Source organism: Nocardioides sp. URHA0032, from assembly GCF_000620645.1.
Taxonomy (GTDB): Bacteria; Actinomycetota; Actinomycetes; order Propionibacteriales; family Nocardioidaceae; genus Nocardioides.
Genome location: NZ_KK211159.1, coordinates 545,037 through 562,995, shown reverse-complemented (window position 1 = coordinate 562,995; position 17,959 = coordinate 545,037). Strand labels below are relative to the sequence as shown.

Genomic DNA, 17,959 nt, shown 5'->3' with positions numbered 1-17,959 from the left:
CCTACTCGATCTGGAACACGTTCTAGTGGCACAGGTTACATACCGAAGGTAGGTCAGGGAAGGTTGTCCGGGATGAGAACGTGTTCTAGTTTTGTCCCATGGGTACCCCCGTGATCATCGACGCCGTCCGCACTCCCCTCGGCAAGCGCAACGGCCACCTCGCCGGCGTGCACCCGGCCGTCCTCATCGGGCACGCGATGGCCGAGGTCCTGGCGCGCGCCGGTCTCGACTCCGGCCAGGTCGACCAGGTCGTGGCCGGGTGCGTCACCCAGGCCGGCGAGCAGTCCAACGGCATGGTCCGCCGCGCCTGGCTGCACGCCGGGCTCGCCCAGCACACCGCCGGGACGATGGTCGACGCCCAGTGCGGCTCCGGCCAACAGGCCGCGCACCTGGTCAACGACATGATCGCCGCGGGCAGCATCGACATCGGCATCGCCGCCGGCGTCGAGGCGATGTCCCGGATCCCGCTGGGCGCCAACGTGCCCCCCGGCACCGGCGACCCGCGGCCCGCCGACTGGACCATCGACATGCCCAACCAGTTCGAGGCCGCGGACCGGATCGCCCGCAACCGCGGCCTCTCGCGCGCCGACCTCGAGGCGTTCGGCCTGGCCTCGCAGCAGAAGGCGCGCGTCGCCGTCGACGAGGGCCGATTCAAGCGGGAGATCACCGCGATCGAGGCGCCCGTGCTCGGCGAGGACGGCACGCCGACCGGCGAGACCCGGCTCGTCGACAGCGACCAGGGCCTGCGCGACACGACCCTCGAGGGACTGGCCGGCCTCCGGACGGTCCTGCCGGACGGCCTCCACACCGCCGGCACCTCCTCGCAGATCAGCGACGGCGCGTCCGCGGTCCTGATCATGGACGAGGAGAAGGCCCGCGCCCTCGGCCTGAAGCCCCGGGCCCGGATCGTCACCCACTGCCTGGTGGGCTCGGACCCGTACTACCACCTCGACGGCCCGATCGAGGCGACCCAGAGGGTGCTTGACCGCACCGGCATGGGCATCGGCGACTTCGACCTGTTCGAGGTCAACGAGGCGTTCGCGTCCGTCGTCCTCTCGTGGGCCGGTCAGCACCGCGTCGACCTGGACCGGGTCAACGTGAACGGCGGCGCGATCGCACTCGGCCACCCCGTCGGCTCGACCGGCACCCGGCTGATCACCACGGCGCTCCACGAGCTGGAGCGGAGGGACGGCTCCACGGCCCTGATCTCGATGTGCGCAGGCGGAGCGATGGCGACCGGGACGGTTCTCGAGCGGATTTAACCCGCAACATCCGGACAGACGACGTCCGGAGCCCTACGGTGTCGGCCGTGTCCCGCACCAGCTCGGCCGTCGCCGTCACCGCAGTCGTCCTCGCCCTGATCCCCCTCGGCTCCGCGACCGGCGCCCCGCCGCCGCGGGCGGTCGACGAGCCGATCGTCGTGGACGCGGGCGGCGCGCGCGTGGTCGTGGAGCAGCACCCGTTCCGGCTCAGCGTCACCGACGGCACCGGGCAGACCGTGCTCCGCGAGGTCACGCACCCGGTCCAGGACACCATCCCGGAGCCGCTGACCACCGACCCGGCCGCCACCGGGATCGACAAGCAGGACACGACGACGCTCTACGCGCCGCTGTCCTTCATGGTCGGCACCGAGACTCTGATCCAGCGGCCCTCCGACGAGTGGGTCTCGAACCTCCTCTCGGGTCGGCGCGAGGGCACCTGGTACGCCGCGCAGGACGTCGAGCGCGTCGAGCAGGTCGGCGACGACGTCCGGCTCACGCTGTCGACCAACGACCCGTCCGGCCGCGAGCTGGTGGTCGTGGTCGGCGCGCTGGGCGACGGCGCCGTACGGGTCCGGGTGCACGCGGAGCCCGACGACGGCGTCGCGATGCTCGGCGACTCCTTCGAGGCGACGGCCGACGACGGCTTCTTCGGGTTCGGCGGCCGGCACGACCGGATCGACCAGCGCGGCCGGGTGCTGTCGAGCTTCGTCAACCAGGAGAACCTCGCGGCGACGCCGTCCGCCACCGAGAACCCCGGCATGTACCCGAACGGCCCCTCCGCGGCGTACTACCCCCAGGCGATGTTCTGGACGACCCGGTACGGGTTCCTGCTCCCCCAGCCCGAGCTCGCGCGCTTCAAGCTCGCCGTCGACCGTGAGGACGCCTGGAACGTCACCGCGTCCGCGCCGCACCTCGACTACGTCGTCGCCCCCGGTGCCCCTCGCGAGGCCGTGGACACGCTCACCGCGCTGACCGGCCGGCACCACCTCCCGCCCCCGTGGGCGCTGGGCACCATGCTCGACCGGCTGGTGAAGAACCAGGGCGAGACGTACACCGACTACGAGGCCCGGCTCCGCGACGACATCGTCCAGATCGACCGGCACCACCTGCCGTTGTCGGCGTACCGCATCGAGGGCTGGGGCTTCCCCGGCGGGAGCAACCACGGGCTCGCGCTGCACACCTGGGTGCACGGCGCACCGCAGGCCGCGATGATCCGCAAGCTCCGCGCCCGCGGCATCCACCCGCTCGCCTACATCCGGCCGTGGCTCGAGCCGGGCTCAGCGCCGGTCGAGGCCGGGTACGCCGTGCGCGACGCATCGGGCGAGCCCTACGACATCCTGGGCTCCGGCGGGCGACACTTCGCGCTCGTCGACTTCACGAACCCCGCGGCCGTCGCGTGGTGGCAGCAGCAGGTGCGGGGCATCCTCGACCTCGGCTTCGACGGCTTCATGCAGGACTACGGCGAGCAGGTCATGTTCGACATGCAGTTCGCCGACGGGACGACCGGCTACACCCGCCACAACGACTACTTCACCCTCTACGCCAAGGCCACCAAGCGAGAGCTCGGGCGCTACCACCGCGACCACCCCGACCGGCGGCCCTGGTTCTTCACCCGGGCCGGCTACACGGACCTGCCGGGCTCCGCGCGGTACGAGTACGCCAACTTCCCGGGGGACGAGACCACCGGGTGGGACCGGGCGTCGGGCATCGCGTCGCTGACGACCGACATGCTCAGCCGCGCCGTCGGCGGCGCGTACGGCTTCGCGACCGACATCGGCGGCTACTTCGACTACACGACCCCGCCCACCACGAAGGAGCTGTTCATCCGCTGGGCCGAGTGGGCCGCGCTCAGCCCGATCTTCCGGCTGCACGGCAGCGGGCTGTCCGGCACCCACACGCCGTGGTCGTACGACCCTGAGACCGTGCGCATCTACCGGCAGATGTCGAACCTGCACCTGCAGGCGCGGCCGCTGCTGACGCGGTTGTGGAAGGAGGCGGACCGCACCGGGGCCCCTCCGACCCGCCCGCTCTGGTTCTCCGACCCGGATGACCGCGAGGGCTGGCACCAGGACCAGGAGTGGCTGCTCGGCGACGACGTCCTCGTCGCGCCCGTCGTGGTCGAGGGCGCGACCTCGCGCTCGGTCTACCTGCCGCAGGGGTGCTGGCTGCTGCACGGCCGCGGCGACCGACGTACCGGCGGGCAGAGCGTGACGGTCCGGGCCGGCCTCGGTGCGCTCCCGTGGTTCAGCCGCTGCGGGACCGACGCGCTGGGCTGACCGGCCGGGGAGGCGGTCAGGCCCCGTAGACCGGCTCCGGATCGGGGGCGGCGGCGAGGAGGTCGCGCAGCGCGGGACCGACCTCGGCGGCCTCCCACCGGCGGCCGAGGTCGCGGGCCGGTCCGTGCGCCCAGCCAGTCTCCACGGTGATCGTGCTGCCGTCGATCTCGATCACCCGGCCGGTGACGTCGCCGGCCTCCTCGGAGGCCAGCCACGCGACGATCGGCGAGTTGTCCTCGGGCAGCGCCATCGCCGAGGTGTCGAAGGCGCCCTCGGTCATCCGGGTCCGCGCCACCGGCGCGATGGCGTTGACGGTCACGCCGTACCGCCCCATCTCCTGGGCGGCCACGAGGGTGAGGCCGGCGATGCCGGCCTTGGCTGCCGAGTACGTCGCCTGGCCGACCGAGCCCTGGAGGCCCGCGCCGGACGAGGTGTTGACGACCCGGGCGGCGCGCTGGCGGCCCTCCTTGGACTCCGCGCGCCAGTAGGCTCCGGCGTGCCGCAGCGGGGCGAAGTGGCCCTTGAGGTGGACCCGCACGACCGCGTCCCACTCCTGCTCGGAGGTGTTCACCAGCATCCGGTCGCGCACGAACCCGGCGTTGTTGACGAGGACGTCGAGGCCGCCGTACGTGTCGATCGCCTGCCGGACCATCGCGGCCGCCTGCTCGAAGTCGGCGACGTCGGCGGTGTTCACGACCGCCCGGCCGCCGAGCGCCTCGATCTCCGAGACGACGGACTCCGCGGGCGTCTCACCCGTGCCCTCGCCCGAGATCGAGACGCCGTAGTCGTTCACGACCACGGCCGCGCCGTGCCGGGCGAGCTCGAGCGCGTGCGCGCGGCCGATGCCGCGGCCGGCGCCGGTGACGATCGCGACGCGACCCTCGAGAAGCTTGCTCATGACAGTCCCTTCATCTCCGGCCACTTCTGCACCAACAGGAAGGCGGGCGTCTCTCCCCCGCCGTGACAGGCCACGGTCGCCCCCGAGACGTACGACGCCAGGTCGCTCGCCAGGAACGCCGCCAGGTTCCCGACCTCCTCAGGCCGCGCCATCCGGCCGAGCGGGATGGTCCGCTCGATCGCGGCGACCGATCCGTCGTCGCCGTAGTGGTCGCCGGTCTGCTCGGTCCGGCACAGGCCCACGTCGATCGCGTTGACCCGCACCTTCGGCGCCCACTCCATCGCGAGCGACGCGGTGAGTGAGTCGAGGCCGGCCTTGGCGGCGGCGTACGCCGCGATCGTCGGAGCCGGCCGGCTCGCCGAGATCGAGGAGATGTTCACGATCGCGCCACCGGAGTCCTGCTGCTGCATCACCGCGTTGGCGGCCTGTGCGCAGAGCAGCGGGGCGAGCAGGTTGAGGCCCACGATCTTCTCGTGGAAGCGCGGCGACGCGGTCGCCGCGTCCGACGCGGGCGCTCCCCCGGCGTTGTTGACCAGGATGTCGAGCCGGTCGAGCGACTCCACCAGCTCGTGGACGGCGTCGGCGTCCCGCACGTCGCACACCCGGTGCGACGTACCCGGCACCGGGTCGGTGTCCGAGCGCGAGCAGGTCACCACCGTCGCGTCCGCGGCCAGCAGGGCCCGGGTGATGCCCAGGCCGATCCCGCGGGTGCCGCCCGTGACGAGCGCAACCCGTCCGGTGAGGTCCACGGCGAGCGTCATGCTGATAGCCTACCAAGCACTTGCTTGGTAAGGAGCCAACGTGTCGATCACTTCCGAACTGCGCCCGGACGGGATCCGGGTGGTGACGATGGACGCGCCTCCCGTGAACGCGCTCACCGTCCAGGGCTGGCACGACGTGGCCGCCGCGCTCGACGAGGCCGGGGCCGACGCCGGCACGCACGTCGTGGTCCTGCGCGCCGAGGGCCGCGGGTTCAACGCGGGCGTCGACATCAAGGAGATGCAGGACACCCCGGGGTTCGACGCCCTGATCGGCGCCAACAAGGGCTGCTTCGCGGCCTTCAAGGCGGTCTACGAATGCGCGGTCCCGGTCGTCGCCGCAGTCCACGGCTTCTGCCTCGGGGGCGGCGTCGGCCTGGTCGGCAACGCGGACTGCGTGGTCGCGAGCGACGACGCGTACTTCGGCGTACCCGAGGTCAAGCAGGGCGCGCTGGGTGCCGCGACGCACATGGCGCGCCTGGTGCCGCAGCACATGATGCGCACGCTCTACTTCACCGCTCGCACGATCAGGGCGGCCGACCTCGTGCAGTTCGGCTCGGTCCTCGAGGTCGTCCCGCGGGCCGACCTCGACGAGGCCGCGCTGGCGGTGGCCGGCGAGATCGCCACGCACGACACCCGGGTGATCCGCGCCGCCAAGGAGTGCCTCAACGGCATCGACCCGATCGACGTGAACAAGAGCTACCGGTTCGAGCAGGGCTTCACCATGGAGCTCAACCTCGCCGGTGTCAGCGACGAGCTCCGCGACGAGTTCGCGGGGACGGACAAGGCCGCCAAGAGGAAGGGCTCGCAGTGACGAAGGGGCCACGCGACAAGCGCATGACGATCGACGAGGTCGTCGGTGAGCTGACGGACGGCATGACCATCGGCATCGGCGGGTGGGGGCCGCGACGCAAGCCGATGGCGCTGGTCCGGGCGATCCTGCGCAGCGACCTGAAGGACCTGACGATCGTCAGCTGGGGCGGCGCCGACGTCGGGCTGCTCGCCCGCGCCGGCAAGATCCGCAGGCTGGTCTTCGCCTTCGTCTCGCTCGACTCGGTGCCGCTCGAGCCGAACTTCCAGAAGGCGCGCCAGGAGGGCACCATCCCCGAGGTGGTCGAGCTCGACGAGGGCATGTTCCAGACCGGCCTCCGCGCGGCCGCCCAGCGGCTGCCGTTCCTGCCGATGCGCGCCGGCCTCGGCTCGGACGTGCTCGTCAACCAGCCGTGGATCAGGACGATCACCAGTCCCTACGCCGGCCCCGACGACCAGCACGAGGAGCTCGTGGCCGTACCGGCGCTGCACCTCGACGTGGCGCTGGTGCACCTCAACCGCGCCGACCAGCACGGCAACGCGACGTACCTCGGCCCGGACCCGTACTTCGACGACCTGTTCTGCATGGCCGCCGACAGGGCCTATCTCTCGGTGGAGCAGGTGGTCGACACCGCCGGCCTGACCGTCGACACACCGGTCCAGCGGCTGCTGCTCAGCCGGATGATGGTCAGCGGTGTCGTCGAGACGCCGAACGGCGCGCACTTCACGACCTGCACACCGGACTACGAGCGCGACGAGAGGTTCCAGCGGGCGTACGCCGCCGCCGCGTCCGGCTCGGACGAGGAGTGGGCGGCCTTCAGCACCCGGTTCCTGCAAGGGGACGAGGCCGCCTACCAGGCCGCCGTCCGAGCGTTCGGGGAGGAATCATGAGCGACGTCACCCGTGCCGACGTCTGCGCCGCGGCGATCGCGGACGCGTTCCAGGACGACGGCGAGATCTTCGCCAGCCCGATGGGGATGCTGCCGATGCTCGGCGTGCGGCTGGCGAAGCTGACCAGCAACCCCGACCTGGTGATCTCCGACGGCGAGTCCCTGTTCCTCGCCGGCGTGCCGCCCCTCTTCGCCAGGGCCGACGTCGTCGAAGGCTGGATCCCGTTCCGCAACGTCTTCGACGTGGTCGCCCACGGCAAGCGGCACGTGATGATGGGCGCCACCCAGGTGGACCGGCACGGCAACCAGAACATCTCGGCGATCGGTGACTGGAAGCAGCCGAAGCGCCAGCTCCTCGGCTCGCGCGGCGCGCCGGGCAACACGGTCAACAACCGCACGTCGTACTGGGTGTCCAGGCACTCGCCCCGCGTCTTCGTCGAGCGCGTCGACATCGTCTCCGGCGTGGGCCCGAGGCTCGCGAAGGAGGCCGGACCGGCGGCCGCGCGCTTCAACGACATCCACCGGGTGGTCAGCAACCTGGCGGTGTTCGACGTGGAGGGCGCCGGCGACACGCTCCGTCTGCTCAGCGTGCACCCCGGCGTCACCGTCGACGAGGTGCGCGCGGCGACCGGGTTCGAGCTGGACGTGCCGGCCGACGTGCCGACCACCCGCGCGCCGACGACGGAGGAGCTGATCCTGATCCGCGAGGTGCTCGACCCGAAGGGCCTGCGCTTCAAGGAGGTGCCGGACGTTGATTGAGCAGCTGCTGCGCACGCCGTTCACCGACCTGGTCGGGGTCCGGCACCCGGTCGTGCAGACCGGCATGGGCTGGGTCTCCGGCCCGCGCCTGGTCAGCGGCACCGCGAACGCCGGCGGGCTCGGCATCCTCGCCAGCGCCACCATGACCTTCGAGGAGCTCGAGCAGGCGATCGTCGAGGTCAAGGCCCGCACGGACCAGCCGTTCGGCGTCAACCTCCGTGCCGACGCAGCGGACGCCCCGGACCGGTGCCGGCTGCTCATCGAGCACGGCGTGAGGGTCGCGTCGTTCGCGCTCGCGCCGAAGCCCGAGCTGATCGCGACGCTGAAGGAGCACGGCATCGTCGTCATGCCCTCGATCGGGGCCGCGAAGCACGCGGTCAAGGTCGCCTCGTGGGGGGCGGACGCGGTGATGGTGCAGGGCGGCGAGGGCGGCGGACACACCGGCCCGGTGCCGACCACGCTGCTGCTGCCCACGGTGCTCGATGCCGTCGACATCCCGGTCGTGGCGGCTGGCGGCTTCTTCGACGGGCGCGGCCTCGCGGCCGCGCTGTCGTACGGCGCCGCCGGGGTCGGCATGGGCACCCGCTTCCTGCTGACCCAGGACTCGGCCGTGCCCGACGCGGTCAAGCAGGTCTACATCGAGCGCGGGCTGACCGACACGGTCGTGACCGCCAAGGTGGACGGGATGCCGCACCGGATGCTGCGCACCGAGCTGGTCGACGAGCTCGAGGAGACCAGCGCCGTACGGCGGATGGGCCCGACGATGCGCCGGACGCTGGAGTTCAAGAGGACCAGCGGGATGTCGTGGCTGGGCCTGGCCCGGGACGGCCGCGCGATGAAGAAGGCGCAGGGCCGCACTCTCGGCCAGCTCGCACTGGCCGCGAACACGCCGATGATGCTCAAGGCCGGGCTCGTCGACGGGGACACGTCCGCCGGAGTCCTCGCCAGCGGCCAGGTGGTCGGTCTCATCGACGACCTGCCGACGTGCGAGGAGCTGATCGACCGGGTCGTCACCGGGGCCGCGGACGACCTGCGGCGGGCCGCCTCCTACGCGCTGGACGCACCGGGCACGTAGCCGCGCGGCGGCGCCCACTCGCCCGTGGTCCGGAGCCGCTCGTAGATCTCCAGCTCGGGCCGGAAGAACTCGTCGAGCCGCGCCCGGAGGATGCTGCTCAGCTCGGGCTCGCTGCGCACCCTCGACCGGTTGTCCACCTGGATGTCGACCCCGCCGCCGACCTTCTCGTTGATCCAGCGCTTCCACACCTCCGGCTGCTCCAGCGCGAAGAGCCGGTCCACGCCGATGTCGAGGCCGTCGCTCATCGCGATGAACTTCGCCGGCCGGCCGCGCAGCGTGCCGGGCCGCGGGTCGTTGTCGACGTACCGCCCGACGAACTCCTCGAACGAGATCTCGCCGGTGAACTTGGCGGCGTCCTCCCGGGCCAGCGCCGGGCGCTGGCGGTAGCGCCACCACGACTCGAGCCACGTGACGGGCTCGCGGAACAGCGAGACCAGCTCGTAGTCGGCGCGCTGGTAGCCACCGTTGTTGAGCACCGGGACGATCAGGTTGTGGAACGAGCGGCAGTTCATGTGCTTGAGCCGCGGGTTGACCCGCAGCACCAGCTCCGCCCGTGCCTGGAGCGAGTGCACCAGTGACGTCGAGGCGCACTTCGGCATGGACAGCAGCACGAACCCGTGAGCCGGCAGCCCGATCATCAGCACCCCTGTCCCAGAACCCTTGCAGAACCGTCGGACGAGCCGCAGCCTAACCGCCGGCGACGCGGGTCGAAGGGCCGCCCCGTGCTAGGTTGAGCGTGTTGGAGGGTAGGCGATTCGCCTCCCCCGTCGCCGCAGGCGACGGCACATCTTCGTGGTACTTGGTCTTCGGTCTCGCTGGACATCAGGGGCAGTGTGGATGTCTTCAGCTCGTGTGCGGGGCACCTCGCTCCCCACAGCTAGACACCAAGGAAACAGATCATGGCTCAGGGCACCGTCAAGTGGTTCAACGACGACAAGGGATTCGGCTTCATCGCCCAGGACGCCGGCGGCCCCGACGTCTTCGTCCACCACACCGCCATCTCCGGCCAGGGCTTCAAGTCGCTCCAGGAGAACCAGCGCGTCGAGTTCGACGTCACCCAGGGCCCCAAGGGCCCCCAGGCCGAGAACGTCCGCGGCGTCTGACGCACGAGCACCGGCGGACGTGAGAGCGGCGTGGGATCGGCGGGGTCCTCAGGATCCGGAGTCGATCCCGCGCGGCTCCGCGAGCTGCATGCGGCCGTCCGCCGGGCGCGGTCCGACGTCGACGCCGCCCGCAGCGGGATCGGCAACACCCAGGAGATCCGCGCCGCCCAGGTCGTCCTGCTCGCGTCGCTCGAACGGCTCGAGGACGTCTTGACCGCGGCGGGTCTCACCCTCCCCCACGAGGTCCGGCGAGAGATCGACTTCCTCCGCCAGCTCCTGGGCACCGGGCACGGCCCGGTCCACCGGACCTGGTAGGCCGGTCCGTCAGAGGGGCCGCTGCCACGCGAGGCCGCGGCCGATGATCTCGTAGCCGAGCGCCTGGTTGACGCTGATCATGTGGTCGTTCGACTCCGCGTTCCAGGTGTCGACGGTCTCGACCTGCGGTTGCTCCTCGGCGAGCCAGTGCAGCATCTCTGTCTTCAGGAGCACACCGAGCCGGTGGCCACGGTGCGCCCGCACCACCGACGTGTCGTGCTGGTGGGCGACCTCGGGACGCTCGCCCTCCACGACGACGACCGTCTGGCCGGCGAGCTCACCGGTGACCCGGTGCCGCGCGTACACCCGGAGCAGCGTCTTTCCCACGCTCAGCTGGGCTTCCTCGTACGCCGCGACCCGCTCGGGCGGGAACACCTCGTCCTCGATGTCGAGGTCGTCGGTCGGCGCGTCGTTGATCGCGGCCGTCATGTCGGCGAGCGCCGGCAGCTCGGCGGCCGGGGTCGCGCCGACCCGGCGCAGGAGCTCGTAGTCGCGCGCGTGGCGGAGCGCGTCCGCGTGCAGCCGGTCCAGCTCGACGCGGTCGACCCTGGCCAGGTGCTGGCGGCGGTTCACCTCGACGGACTTCATCGCGAAGCCGTGCCGGGCCGCGAACGCCCGAGGCCCCGCGGCGTCCCACGTGTTGCCGCCCACGGAGGTCCGGCCCTCCGCACGCGCGCGGTCCAGGAGGAACGCGAGCACCGCGTCCCCGTGCCCGCGGCGCCGGTGTGCGGGGTGGACGTCGATGCCGAGCCAGGCGAGGTGCTGGTTGTCGTACGACGTGGTCTCGTACTCACCCGTCGCCACGTCGACGCCGTCCACCGACACGAGGAACGACCCGGCCGGCTCCCCGTCCCAGCCGTAGCGCAGGACGCCGGCCGTCTGGCGGGCCAGGACCGGGTGCTCCCAGGGCGCGTCGGCCGCGCGCACGGCCTCCTTGACGGCCGCGAACCGGCGTACGCCCTCCTCGTCCGACCACGCGACCTCGTGGATGTCCATGACCCGAGCATGACCCCGCGTCCCTCGCGGCGCACCCGGGTTTTCCCTCCCGCCGTCGACCGCCGTCGGCCACCTGAGAGAATGGGGTCGTGACCGAGCAGAAGGAGCAGAAGCGCCGCCGGCACCTGATGGACCCCGCCAACCCGCAGCGCGAGGTCCGCAAGGCGGGCGACTCGGGCCCGATGCACCTCGAGCCGGTCCAGAAGTGGGTGCTCTCGGCGCTGGCGTTCACCACGATCATCCATCTCTCGGTCGGCATCGTGATCGCGGCGGTCTACATCGACGAGGACCGGCCCAGCGCGCGGATCGGCCTCAACGTCATCGCCGCGGCGTTCGGCGTCCTGTCGATCGCGGTGTTCCGCGCGATCCACCAGAAGAGGTTCCTCTCTCCCTGGCTGCTGCTCGGCACCGTCCCCGGCATCGTCGGGCTGGTGCTCGTCCTGCGGTAGGACGCAGATCGGCGTGGGCCCCCGAGGACCCACGCCGACCCGTGTGGTTCAGCCCAGCATCAGCCCAGCGTCAGAGCTGTGTCGTCGATGACGAAGCTGGTCTGCAGCGAGCTGTCCTCCGCGCCGGAGAAGCTGATCGAGACCGTCTGGCCCGCCAGCGACGACACGTTGAGCGACTTCAGGACATAGCCCGAGGCCTTGTTGAGGTTGGAGTACGTCGCCAGCGTCGTCGACCCGGCCTTGACGGTGAGCTTGTCGTACGCCGTCGAGGTCGTCGTCTCCGCGGAGTCGATGTGGAGGTAGAACGACAGCGTCGCGCTGCACCCGGACGGGATCGTGACCGACTGGCTCAGCGTGTCGGTGTGGGTGGTCCCGTAGCCGTCCAGCCACGCCTTGTAGCTGCCGGCGTGCGCCGGCTCGCCGCTGTCGGTCGTGATCACGCCGGACGTCGCGGTCCACGAGGCCGCCCCCGACTCGAAGCCCGGGTTGAGCAGCTTCTGGCCGGTGCAGGAGCCGCCGCCGCCGGTCCCGGAGATCGTCCACGTGAACGTGGCCGAGCCGGTGGCGTTCGTGGTGTCCTTCGCGCTGACCGTCGACGAGTAGGTACCTGCCGTGGTCGGGGTGCCCGAGATCAGGCCGGTCGAGGCGTTGATCGACAGGCCGGCCGGCAGACCGGTGGCCGAGTAGGTCAGGGTCTGGCCCGACGCCGAGTCGGACGCCGAGATCTGCAGGGTCTTCGCCGTGCCCACGGTGCCGGTCTGGCTGCCCGGGTTGGTGACGGTCACCGTGTTCCCGCCGGAGGTGGAGCAGGTCGGGTCACCGGTCTGCGCGGGGACGCTGACGGCGTTCCAGGCGACCTTGACGGCGTTGAACTCCGTGCACGAGCCGGGGTACAGGTTCTTGGCCGCGGTGAGCGTCCAGGTCCGGTACTTCAGGTACGACGACGTCGAGGTCTTCATCAGCATCGCGTTGTACATGATGGTGATGGCCTTCTGGATGCCCACGCCGGTGACCGACGTGCTGTTGCAGGTCGGGCTGGTCGGCTGGCCGTCGGTCGGGCTGGTGCCCTCCGCGAGCAGGTAGAACCAGTGGTTGCCCGGGCCGGCGGCCGAGTGGACCTCGCTGGTGGGCGTGGACGACGAGTAGCAGTTGGCGTCGCCCGCGAGGGACGGGTTGTACATGTAGCGGATCGGGCCGTTGCCGACCAGGTTGACCTCCTCGCCGACCGTGTAGTCGGGGGCGTCGGCCGGGTTGTTGGCGTACCACTCGGTCGCGGCGCCGAAGGTGTCGGCGACGAACTCCTGGGTGCCGTTCCCCGAGATGCCGCCCGGGGTGTGGTCGTCGACGCCGTGGCCGAACTCGTGGGCCACCACGTCGACGGAGCCGATCCACTTGCCACCGGTCTGGGTGTGGCCGACCTGGACCTGGGTGCCGTCGTAGTAGGCGTTCACGTCGTTGAGGCCGACTCGGATCGGCACCCAGCCGCCGGAGCCGTCCATGCCGTTGCGGCCGAGCCACGACGACAGCATCTGGCGCTCCTTCTCCGCGCTGTAGAAGGCGTCGACGCAGCCGGTCTCGCGGTTGGTCGGGTCGCCGTTGCCCCAGCTGTCGTCGGTGCCGGTGAACGTCACGCTGCCGGACGCGTTCTGGCACTTCATCGTGGCGGCGTTGGAGTTGGTCATCGAGTACGACGAGCCGGACCCGGACGTCGGGATGCTGACGGTGCCCTCCCAGGCGCCGTTGCCGGTGCCCTCCATGACGTGCTCGACGCGGTGCAGGACGCGGCCGGAGACCGCGTCGACGTACACGCTCAGCCGGGACGCCTCTCCCGCGCGCGAGCCGACGACGGTCGTCTCCCACGCGAGCGCGGAGCTGCCGCGCTGCAGGACGACGAGGCGGGTCGCACCGTCGTACCCGCCGTGCGTCACCTGCCGCAGCGCGGTCCGGCGCGCGGCGCCCTTCGCGACGTGCGGCGTGGTCGAGGACAGCTGCACCGCCCGGGTCTGGGCGACGCTGGTCTCCAGCAGGCGGCCGGCGGAGTCGGTGACGACGACGAAGTCGCCGCCGACGACCGGCAGGCCGCGGTAGGTGCGGTCGTACGGCACGTACTGCAGGCCGTGGGAGGACTGCACCGGTCGCGCGACGAAGGCGTCGTGCGAGGTGGCCCTGAGGACGGCCGGCGGCGAGGCGACGAGCTTGCGCGCCGTATCGGCGGCCTGCTTCTTCGCCGAGCCGTGGGCCTGCACGGACTTCACTGCTGGAGCACTCTGGGTGGATCCGGTCGTGGCTGATGCGTCGGCGCCGCTGGGCACCGAGACGACTGCCAACGCCGAGACGAGGGCTGTGGTGAAGCCCCCCGCGACGAGTCGTTTCACTGACACTCCTTGAGGTCGGGCTCGTGGTGGAGCCCCCGATGAGATGGCTCGACGTCGCAGAGGGTTCAGGTGTGGTACCGCCCGAGACACGAACCTCGCGAACTGTCGCCCGCGCCCGAACATCGCGTCAACAGCGAAGTCGTGCGGAAATGTGCAGTGCGAAGACGTGCAACTGTCGCAGGGTTTCCCGGAACGTTCCGGCGTGCCCGAACGGGGTCAGAGACGTTCCAGGATGGTCACGTTGGCCTGGCCGCCGCCCTCGCACATCGTCTGGAGGCCGTAGCGCCCGCCGGTGCGCTCGAGCTCGTTGAGCAGGGTGGTCATCAGGCGGGTGCCGGTGGCCCCGATCGGGTGCCCGAGCGCGATGCCGCCGCCGTTCACGTTGACCTTGTCGTGCGGGGCTCCGGTCTCGCGCATCCAGGCGATCACGACCGAGGCGAACGCCTCGTTGCACTCGAACAGGTCGATGTCCTCGATCGTGAGCCCCGACCGGTCCAGCGCATGCCTGGTCGCCCGGATCGGCCCGGTGAGCATCCAGACCGGGTCGTCGCCGCGCACCGACAGGTGGTGGATGCGGGCTCGCGGCGTCAGGCCGTGGTCGCGCACGGCGGCCCGGGATGCGATCAGCATCGCCGAGGAGGCGTCGCAGATCTGCGAGGCGACCGCCGCGGTGATCCGGCCACCAGGGGCGAGCGGCTCGAGGCCGGCCATCTTCTCCATCGAGGTCTCGCGCGGGCACTGGTCGGTGTCGAAGACCTGCCCGTCGGGGAGGGCGAGAGGAGCGATCTCGTCCTTGAAACGGCCCGCGGCGATCGCGGCCCGCGCCCGGTCGTGCGAGGCGAGCGCGAAGGACTCCATCTCCTGCCGGGAGATGTCCCACCTCTCCGCGATCATCTCGGCGGAGCGGAACTGGCTGACCTCCTGGTCGCCGTACCGCTCCTGCCAGCCGGGCGACTCGGCGAACGGCGTGGAGAACCCGTACCGCTGCCCCACCAGCATGGCCGCCGAGATCGGGATCGCGCTCATGTTCTGGACCCCGCCGGCGACCACGAGGTCCTGGGTGCCGGACATGACGCCCTGGGCGGCGAAGTGCACGGCCTGCTGCGAGGACCCGCACTGCCGGTCGATCGTCACGCCGGGCACGTGGTCGGGCAGGCCGGCGACCAGCCAGGCCGTGCGGGCGACGTCGCCGGCCTGCGAGCCGATGGTGTCGCAGCAGCCGAGGATCACGTCGTCCACGGCGCCCGGGTCGACCCCGGTGCGGCGGACCAGTGCGGAGATCGTGTGGGCGGCGAGGTCGGCGGAGTGCACGCCGGCGAGGGCGCCGCCGCGCTTGCCGACCGGGGTCCGGACGGCGTCGACGATGTAGGCCTCGTTGGTCGAGCTAGGCACGGTGGATCCCTTCGAGCAGGATGGACAGGTACTGCCGCGCGATCTCGGTGTGGGTGCGGCGGCCGCCCGGTCGGTACCAGGAGACCGCGACCCAGACGGTGTCGCGGATGAAGCGGTAGGTGAGCTCGAGGTCGAGGTCGTCGCGCAGCACGCCGGCGTCGATGCCGTTCTGCAGCAGCGTCAGCCAGACCTCCCGGGACTGCCGGTTCCGCTCGCCGAGGTAGGCGAACCGGTCGAAGGTCAGCAGGTGGGCCGCGTCGTTCTGGTAGATCGCCACCTCGTCGCGGTGCTGGTCGATCGCGTCGAACGAGACCAGCACCGCCTGCTCGAGCTTCGCGAGCGGGTCCAGGTCGCCGGCGAGGATCTCGTCGTACTGCCCGAAGAGCTCCTCCTGGAAGGTGCGGAGGATCTCGTCGACCATCGACTCCTTGGAGTCGAAGTGGTGGTACAGGCTCCCGGACAGGATGCCGGCGGCGTCGGCGATGTCGCGGACCGTGGTGAACTTGTAGCCCTTCTCCGCGAAGAGTCCGGCCGCGATCCTGAGCAGCTCCTCCCGACGCGTGGCCGGCGCCGGCTCAGGCATGCTGGCTGCTCACGGAGACTACCTCACCGGTGAGGTACGACGAGTAGTCGCTCGCCAGGAACACCATCACGTTCGCGACCTCCCACGGCTCCGCCGCCCGGCCGAACGCCTCGCGCGCCTTGAGCTCGTCGAGCAGCTCGTCGGAGGTGACCTTGGCGAGGAAGGGGTGCATCGCCAGGCTCGGGGACACGGCGTTGACGCGGATCCCGTGCGGCGCGAGGTCCATCGCCGCACACCGGGTCAGCGCCATCACGCCGGCCTTCGCCGCGGCGTAGTGCGCCTGGCCCTCCTGGGCCCGCCAGCCGATCACCGAGGCGTTGTTGACGATCACGCCCGGCTTGCCGGCGGCGACCATCCGCTGCCCGGCGGCCCGGATGCAGCGGAACGTGCCGGTGAGCGTGATGTCGAGGACCTTCGACCACTGGTCGTCGGTCATCTCCAGGATGCTGGCGGTGCCGCCGAGGCCGGCGTTGTTGACCATCACGTCGAGCCCGCCGAGCTCGTCCGCGACGTCGAGGAACGCGGAGAGCTGGACCTCGTCGGTGACGTCGCAGACCAGCTGCCGCACCCGGTCCGTGCCGAACTCCTCGGCCAGGCTCGCCTCCGCCTCCGCGAGCCGGCGCTCGTGGGTGTCGCTGAAGACCACGGCCTTCGCGCCCTCCTCGAGCGCCCGCCGTACCACGGACGCGCCTATGCCCGCGCCGGCGCCCGCGGTCACGGCGACCACCTTGCCGGCGAGCAGGTCGTGGCCGGGAACGTAGGTAGGAGCGGTCATCCGCGTGCCTCTCTGGTGGCTGGGGTTCCCTTGGGTTCGCGGGGCAGCCCGAGCACCCGCTCGGCGAGGATGTTGCGCTGCACCTCGTCGCTGCCGCCGTAGATGGTGTCGGAGCGCGAGAACAGGAAGAGTCGCTGCCAGCGGTCCAGCTCGTACGGCGCACCCGCGGTCAAGCCCTCGGCGCCGAGGACGTCCATCGCGACCTCCCCGAGCCGCTTGTGCCAGTTCGCCCAGACCAGCTTGAAGATCGACGCCCCGCCGCCGCCGTCCGTGGAGAGCCCGCGCAGCGCCTGGAAGCGCATCACGTCGAGCTCGACCCGGAGCTCCGCGAGCCGGTCGCGGAACAGGGCGTCGTCGATCGCGCCGTTGTCCCTGGCGAGGTCGACGACGCCCGCGAGCTCGCGGGTGAAGCCCACCACCTGGGCGAGCACCGAGACACCCCGCTCGAAGCCGAGCAGCGCCATCGCGACCTGCCAGCCCTCCCCCGGCTCGCCCACGACCAGGTCGGCCCGCGTCCGCGCGCCGGTGAAGAACACCTCGTTGAACTCCGAGCCGCCGGTGAGCTGCTCGATGGGTCGGACCTCGACGCCGTCCTGGTCGAGCGGCACCAGCAGGAACGACAACCCGTGGTGGCGCTGGCTGCCCGGCTCGGTGCGGCACAGGACGAACGCCCACTGGCTGAGGTGCGCGTTCGACGTCCACACCTTCTGGCCGTCGACGACCCACTCCCCGTCGTCCGGGGAGCCCTCGAGCCGGGCCTTGGTCTGCACGTTGGCCAGATCGGAGCCGGCGTTCGGCTCGGAGTAGCCCTGGGCCCACAGCTCCTCGACCGCCACGATCTCGGGCAGGAAGCGCTGCTGCTGCTCCTCGGTGCCGAACGCCATCAGCGTCGGCCCGAGCAGCTCCTCGCCGAGGTGGTTGACCCGCACCGGCGCATCCGCACGTGCGTACTCCTCGTGGAAGACCATCTGCTGGACCAGGCTCAGCCCGCGGCCGCCGTGCTCCTCCGGCCAGCCGACGCACGTCCAGCCGTGCTCCGCGAGCAGCCGGTTCCACGCGAGCCGCTCGTCGTGGGCCTCGTGGTCGCGACCGGCACCGCCGAGGCCGCGCAGCGCGGCCCAGTCGCCGGTCAGGTGCTCCTCGAGCCAGCCCCGCACCTCGGCGCGGAAGGCCTGGTCCTCCTCGGAGTAGGTCAGGTCCACGGGTGATACTCTACCAAGCAATTGCTTGGTTGGCCTGCGGA

Annotated in this window: 18 protein-coding genes; 9 read left to right on the top strand and 9 right to left on the bottom strand. The window is 71.4% G+C overall.

The annotated features are described in order from the left end of the window. Positions 1–98: 98 nt before the first annotated feature. Positions 99–1,262 carry a steroid 3-ketoacyl-CoA thiolase gene (locus N538_RS0116440; RefSeq protein WP_028638187.1) on the top strand — a complete coding sequence of 388 codons (1,164 nt, stop codon included), beginning with the start codon at positions 99–101 and terminating at the stop codon, positions 1,260–1,262. A gap of 47 nt (positions 1,263–1,309) precedes the next feature. Next, a complete protein-coding gene (locus N538_RS0116435; protein WP_155992166.1) occupies positions 1,310–3,538 on the top strand; it encodes a TIM-barrel domain-containing protein in 2,229 nt (742 codons plus the stop codon). Positions 3,539–3,554: 16 nt separating this feature from the next. Here the strand turns inward: N538_RS0116435 and N538_RS0116430 are convergent, their stop codons facing one another. Together N538_RS0116430 and N538_RS25910 are read right to left on the bottom strand one after the other, a co-directional pair. Further along, positions 3,555–4,436, bottom strand: a complete 882-nt coding sequence (locus N538_RS0116430) for an SDR family oxidoreductase (protein ID WP_028638185.1) — start codon at positions 4,434–4,436, stop codon at positions 3,555–3,557. After that, positions 4,433–5,197 (bottom strand): SDR family oxidoreductase, encoded by a 765-nt coding sequence (locus tag N538_RS25910; protein WP_036570792.1) that lies wholly within the window; start codon positions 5,195–5,197, stop codon positions 4,433–4,435. Before N538_RS25910 ends, N538_RS0116430 begins: the two co-directional genes overlap by 4 nt. A 40-nt stretch (positions 5,198–5,237) precedes the next feature. On the opposite strand from N538_RS25910, the gene N538_RS0116420 reads away from it, so the two are divergent. Genes N538_RS0116420 through N538_RS0116405 form a run of 4 tightly spaced genes read left to right on the top strand, consistent with a single transcriptional unit; the run spans position 5,238 to position 8,728 of the window. Further along, the gene (locus N538_RS0116420) at positions 5,238–6,008 is read left to right on the top strand and encodes an enoyl-CoA hydratase family protein (RefSeq protein ID WP_028638184.1); all 771 of its coding nucleotides are present in this window, start codon (positions 5,238–5,240) and stop codon (positions 6,006–6,008) included. 23 nt (positions 6,009–6,031) lie between these two features. Further along, on the top strand, positions 6,032–6,895 hold the full coding sequence (locus N538_RS0116415) for a CoA transferase subunit A (protein ID WP_036571123.1): 864 nt from the start codon (positions 6,032–6,034) through the stop codon (positions 6,893–6,895). Continuing rightward, positions 6,892–7,653: a CoA-transferase subunit beta gene (locus tag N538_RS0116410; RefSeq protein WP_028638182.1), complete on the top strand. Its 762-nt coding sequence runs from the start codon at positions 6,892–6,894 to the stop codon at positions 7,651–7,653. The genes N538_RS0116415 and N538_RS0116410 overlap by 4 nt, the downstream gene beginning before the upstream one ends. Next, on the top strand, positions 7,646–8,728 hold the full coding sequence (locus N538_RS0116405; protein WP_028638181.1) for an NAD(P)H-dependent flavin oxidoreductase: 1,083 nt from the start codon (positions 7,646–7,648) through the stop codon (positions 8,726–8,728). Before N538_RS0116410 ends, N538_RS0116405 begins: the two co-directional genes overlap by 8 nt. On the opposite strand, the gene N538_RS25905 is transcribed toward N538_RS0116405, so the two are convergent. After that, the gene (locus N538_RS25905; RefSeq protein WP_155992164.1) at positions 8,701–9,366 is read right to left on the bottom strand and encodes a hypothetical protein; all 666 of its coding nucleotides are present in this window, start codon (positions 9,364–9,366) and stop codon (positions 8,701–8,703) included. The genes N538_RS0116405 and N538_RS25905 overlap by 28 nt on opposite strands. A gap of 261 nt (positions 9,367–9,627) precedes the next feature. Here N538_RS25905 and N538_RS0116395 point away from each other — a divergent pair, with 261 nt between their 5' ends. Further along, positions 9,628–9,831, top strand: a complete 204-nt coding sequence (locus N538_RS0116395) for a cold-shock protein (protein WP_028638180.1) — start codon at positions 9,628–9,630, stop codon at positions 9,829–9,831. Positions 9,832–9,861: 30 nt separating this feature from the next. Next, on the top strand, positions 9,862–10,146 hold the full coding sequence (locus tag N538_RS0116390; protein ID WP_028638179.1) for a hypothetical protein: 285 nt from the start codon (positions 9,862–9,864) through the stop codon (positions 10,144–10,146). Between the two features lie 9 nt (positions 10,147–10,155). Here N538_RS0116390 and N538_RS25900 read toward each other — a convergent pair whose 3' ends face one another. Further along, positions 10,156–11,142, bottom strand: a complete 987-nt coding sequence (locus N538_RS25900; protein ID WP_051549367.1) for a GNAT family N-acetyltransferase — start codon at positions 11,140–11,142, stop codon at positions 10,156–10,158. Between the two features lie 89 nt (positions 11,143–11,231). Here N538_RS25900 and N538_RS0116380 point away from each other — a divergent pair, with 89 nt between their 5' ends. Further along, positions 11,232–11,591 carry a hypothetical protein gene (locus N538_RS0116380; protein ID WP_028638178.1) on the top strand — a complete coding sequence of 120 codons (360 nt, stop codon included), beginning with the start codon at positions 11,232–11,234 and terminating at the stop codon, positions 11,589–11,591. Between the two features lie 59 nt (positions 11,592–11,650). Here the strand turns inward: N538_RS0116380 and N538_RS0116375 are convergent, their stop codons facing one another. The 5 genes from N538_RS0116375 to N538_RS0116355 all read right to left on the bottom strand — a co-directional run bounded on the left by N538_RS0116375 (position 11,651) and on the right by N538_RS0116355 (position 17,918). Further along, positions 11,651–13,846 (bottom strand): M4 family metallopeptidase, encoded by a 2,196-nt coding sequence (locus tag N538_RS0116375; RefSeq protein ID WP_231496247.1) that lies wholly within the window; start codon positions 13,844–13,846, stop codon positions 11,651–11,653. 336 nt (positions 13,847–14,182) lie between these two features. Then, positions 14,183–15,358 (bottom strand): acetyl-CoA C-acetyltransferase, encoded by a 1,176-nt coding sequence (locus tag N538_RS0116370; protein WP_036570788.1) that lies wholly within the window; start codon positions 15,356–15,358, stop codon positions 14,183–14,185. Beyond that, entirely contained in the window at positions 15,351–15,941 is a 591-nt protein-coding gene (locus N538_RS0116365) for a TetR/AcrR family transcriptional regulator (RefSeq protein ID WP_028638175.1), read from the bottom strand. The genes N538_RS0116370 and N538_RS0116365 overlap by 8 nt, the downstream gene beginning before the upstream one ends. After that, entirely contained in the window at positions 15,934–16,716 is a 783-nt protein-coding gene (locus tag N538_RS0116360) for an SDR family oxidoreductase (RefSeq protein WP_028638174.1), read from the bottom strand. Before N538_RS0116360 ends, N538_RS0116365 begins: the two co-directional genes overlap by 8 nt. Then, positions 16,713–17,918, bottom strand: a complete 1,206-nt coding sequence (locus tag N538_RS0116355; RefSeq protein WP_028638173.1) for an acyl-CoA dehydrogenase family protein — start codon at positions 17,916–17,918, stop codon at positions 16,713–16,715. Before N538_RS0116355 ends, N538_RS0116360 begins: the two co-directional genes overlap by 4 nt. Between the last annotated feature and the right edge of the window lie 41 nt (positions 17,919–17,959).